General features: G+C 75.4%; 3 protein-coding genes. All 3 read right to left on the bottom strand.

Features of this window, described 5'->3' with window-relative positions:
* Positions 1–60: 60 nt before the first annotated feature.
* Positions 61–933 carry an ABC transporter permease gene (locus tag ACFVQ3_RS13970; protein WP_387640046.1) on the bottom strand — a complete coding sequence of 291 codons (873 nt, stop codon included), beginning with the start codon at positions 931–933 and terminating at the stop codon, positions 61–63.
* Positions 930–1,961 carry an ABC transporter ATP-binding protein gene (locus ACFVQ3_RS13965; protein WP_387640044.1) on the bottom strand — a complete coding sequence of 344 codons (1,032 nt, stop codon included), beginning with the start codon at positions 1,959–1,961 and terminating at the stop codon, positions 930–932. Before ACFVQ3_RS13965 ends, ACFVQ3_RS13970 begins: the two co-directional genes overlap by 4 nt.
* 66 nt (positions 1,962–2,027) lie before the next feature.
* A complete protein-coding gene (locus tag ACFVQ3_RS13960; RefSeq protein WP_387640041.1) occupies positions 2,028–2,294 on the bottom strand; it encodes a hypothetical protein in 267 nt (88 codons plus the stop codon).
* Between the last annotated feature and the right edge of the window lie 242 nt (positions 2,295–2,536).

The raw sequence follows: 2,536 nt of genomic DNA, 5'->3' as shown, positions 1-2,536 counted from the left end.
GGCGGGGAACGACCGCGACCCCGTCCTCGGCCACCCCTTCGGGGGCGCCGCCGGCAGGACTCACCGACGCGGCTCCCAGCGCATGTACCGGGTAGCGAGCCACGCGCCGAGCACGCACCAGGCGGCCAGGACCGCGAGGGGCTGTGCTGCCAGGGCGAACGTCTCCCCGAAGCCCACCGCGACGCCGTCGGGCCCCAGACCCGTGAGCCCGATCGTCAGGAGCTCGGCCACCGGGTGCAGGGGCGTGAGCTCGGCGAGGCTCTGGAGGCGCTCGGGGAGCAGCGTGAGCGGGAGGGTCGTCCCGGACAGGAGCAGCGCGAGGGCCATGATCGGCAGCGTCGAGAGCTGGGCAGTCTCGACCGTGCGCGTGAACGCCGTGCTCGCGGCCGCGAGCGCCGCGAAGACGAACGTCCCCCCGAGGACCGCGACGAGCAGGAGCACGACGTTCGCCGGGACGTCGAGGCCGATCCACAGCGCGATCGCGGCGCCTCCCAGGACGAGCTGGCCCAGCATCGTCACGACCGCGGGCGTCGCGGCCCCCGCCAGGATCTCGGCGTCGGAGCACTGCCCGGTCCGCAGCCGCTTGAGCACCAGCTCCTCGCGCCGAGCCACGTAGGCGCTGGCCAGGTTGTAGTACACGACGAACATGAGCGCGAAGCAGATGAGGCTCGTGAGCGCGAACGCGCCGATGATCGACGCTCCCGCGTCGTCCCCCACGAAGGCCTCGAACGCGCCCGAGAAGTGCAGGAACGCCACCATGGCCGGAGCGAGCAGCACCCCGTTGAACAGGGCCGTGCGGTTGCGCAGGAGGAGCCGGGTCTCGGCACGGACGAGCGCGCCGATGCGGCGCAGCGACCCGGTGAGGGCGCTCGAGGAGCGCGGCGTCGAGGGGGCGCCCGAGGGGCGGGTCGAGGTGGGGGCGAGGGTGGTCATGCGGCACGCTCCGTCGGGTCGGTGGTGGACGCGAGCCCGGGGCGGGCGGTGCCCGGCCCGTCCGCGATGGCGAGGAAGGCCTGCTCGAGCGACGCCGGACGCGCCTCGATGCGGCCGAAGGTCACGTCACGGTCGGTCGCCCAGGCCAGCAGCACGGCGAGGGTGCGCTGGAGGTCGCGCGTCGCGATCGAGAGCGTGCCGCCCTCGACGCGCGTGAGCGTCTCCCCGGGCAGCAGCGGCAGGTCCGTCAGGTGGGGTCGCACGCTCTCCTCGTCGAGGTGCACGAACGAGGGCTCGGCCTCGACGATGTCCGCGACCGTGCCCTCCTGGACGATCCGTCCACCGTGCATGATCGCGAGGCGGTCGGCGAGGCGCTCGGCCTCCTCCAGGTAGTGGGTCGTGAGGACGACGGTCGTGCCGTCGTCGAGCAGCCCGCGCACCAGGTCCCAGGCCGAGCGGCGGCTCTCGGGGTCGAGCCCCGTGGTCGGCTCGTCGAGGAACAGGACCTCGGGGCGCCCGAGCAGCGCGAGGGCGAGGTCCAGACGGCGTCGCTCACCGCCCGAGAGCGAGCTCACCATGACGTCCGCGCGGCCGCGCAGCGCGACCAGGTCGAGGGCCTCCTCGACGGGGCGCGGGGCCGTGAGCGTCCCGGCCCACATGCGCGCGGTCTCGATCGCCGTCAGGTCGGACGGGAACCCCGCCTCCTGCAGCATGATCCCGATGCGGGGGCGGACCTGGGCACGCTGGCGGTAGGGGTCCTTGCCGAAGACCTGGACCGTGCCGCCCGTGGGACGTGCCAGCCCTTCGACGACCTCCAGGAGCGACGTCTTGCCCGCGCCGTTGGTCCCGAGGAGCGCGAACAGCTCGCCGCGCCGGACCTGGAGGTCCACGCCCGCGACGGCCTCGAAGCCCTTGGTGCCGCGCGAGCTGCTCGCGTACCTGCGGCGCAGGCCGCGCACGTCGATGACGAGGTCGTCCGGGGAGGGGGTGCGGCCCGCGGTGCCGCTGCCGGAGGTGTCGTTGTCCATGCCTCCAGCCTGGTGCCGGCGAGAGAGGTCAGGCAGTGCGCCCCGTCATCCGTTCCGTCGGGTTCGTCACCGTTGCTCGATGACGTTTGTCATGTCGTCCGCGCTGGTGGCCGCACCGGTCACGGAGGTCGCCTGCCCTGCCGTCGCCCCGGTGCCCGCGTCCGTCGCGGGTGCGTTCCCGCCGGTCCCCGCGGGGGCGCTCAGCGCGAGCCCGCCGAGGGTGAGGACGCTGAAGGTCAGGGCTCCCGCTCCCCAGGTCAGCGCCCGCCGACGGGGTGCACGCGGTGCGGGGGTGTTCTCGGGGGACGTCTCGGACGGCCGCTCGCTCGACATGTCGCTCCTCCAGCCCGGGCGAGCCGTTCGCCCGTGCACCCACTGTGGTCCGCGGACCTGCGCGGAAGATGACGTGAGCCTGTGGAACGCCTGTGAGGACGACGCCGGGCGCGGGGGGGGGGGGGGCCCCCCCCCCCCCCCGGGGGGGGGGGGGGCCCCCCCCGCCCCCCCCCCCCCCCCCGGGGGCCGGGGGGCCGGGGGCCGGGGGGGCGGGGGGGGCCGCGGCGGTCCGCCGCGCCCCC

This window comes from Oerskovia sp. NPDC057915 (assembly GCF_042887685.1).
Lineage (GTDB): Bacteria > Actinomycetota > Actinomycetes > Actinomycetales > Cellulomonadaceae > Oerskovia.
The sequence above is the reverse complement of the archived record's forward strand: the minus strand, read 5'-3'. Positions and strand labels throughout refer to the sequence as shown.

Excerpts from the sequence above, each read along its gene's own strand:
- ACFVQ3_RS13970 (WP_387640046.1), bottom strand. The coding sequence starts at position 933 with ATGACCACCCTCGCCCCCACCTCGACCCGCCCCTCGGGCGCCCCCTCG.
- ACFVQ3_RS13965 (WP_387640044.1), bottom strand. The coding sequence starts at position 1,961 with ATGGACAACGACACCTCCGGCAGCGGCACCGCGGGCCGCACCCCCTCC.
- ACFVQ3_RS13960 (WP_387640041.1), bottom strand. The coding sequence starts at position 2,294 with ATGTCGAGCGAGCGGCCGTCCGAGACGTCCCCCGAGAACACCCCCGCA.